Source organism: Bradyrhizobium sp. LeoA1Lang, assembly GCF_055413685.1.
In genome coordinates, this window is sequence record NZ_JBVAPG010000430.1 from 1 (window position 1) to 911 (window position 911).

1 pseudogene is annotated in these 911 nt (G+C 59.1%); it reads left to right on the forward strand.

Going from position 1 to position 911, the window contains the following annotated elements:
• Positions 1 to 128: 128 nt before the first annotated feature.
• A pseudogene (locus ACZYOF_RS43970) lies at positions 129 to 287 on the forward strand (DnaB-like helicase C-terminal domain-containing protein); the annotation flags it as partial.
• Positions 288 to 911: the final 624 nt, after the last annotated feature.

Here is a 911-nt window from a genome sequence, read left to right on the forward strand (position 1 = left end):
CAAAGGCACAAATCAGTTGCCGAAGGTCATCGCAGGTGTCAGATTCAACGACGGCATCGAGGTCATCCAAATGCCGGCAAACCACGCCGCCTGATCACCTCATCACCCAAAATTCCGCATAGCTCCCGCTCATGCAAGGCACAGCCTATCGGGCCGCGCCGAGCCGCATGCGGGAGGTGACCGAGATTACGACTGTCCTGAAGGCCCTCGCCAAGGAACTCAACGTGCCGATCATCGCCTTGTCGCAATTGTCGCGGCAGGTCGAGAACCGGGAGGAGAAGCGTCCGCACCCACAGGCGCTGATCGGCGAACTCATGCCCTGGTCGTTCGGCCGTACCCCGTAATCCTCTGTTGCCCCTCCACACGCGACTCAACGATTTGCAACGCGTTGATCAACAGATTGCAATCCGTTGCGCCAACGCGTTGCAATTTGGTGTAGCCTTCTGGAACCCTGCCCATTCGCCGGGAGCGACCAATCCCCCCTGTGATCCGACTACCTTAGGAGAAGCCGTGCCCCATCGGATTGGCCGTGCTCGGTGCCCGTTGGGGAGTTCGCGCCGGATCTGTCGCTCGCTGCCCAGAGATCCACCGGTGGAGAGTCTCCGCGCTTGCAGCGAGGATCGTTGTTTTCAGGGCCGCGTTGATGTTGCTTCTCGTCTTCGTCGTCATCATGCGCTGGGTGTGTCAAACGGAGCAGCCCTTCCGACCAACCGAGTGATCCCACAATGGTGAGAGGCTTAGCCTTCCGGTTAAACGGCCGACCTTGACGTCCCATTCGACGCCTCCTAGTGGTTCATCACAGTGATTTTGACGTTTTGATACCGAGCCATTCGAGGATCGGCAAGTTTTCGGGTGGCAGGAGAATCTCGATGCTTCGGGGAACGCCGGGCTGACGGCGAATGAAGCCGTTT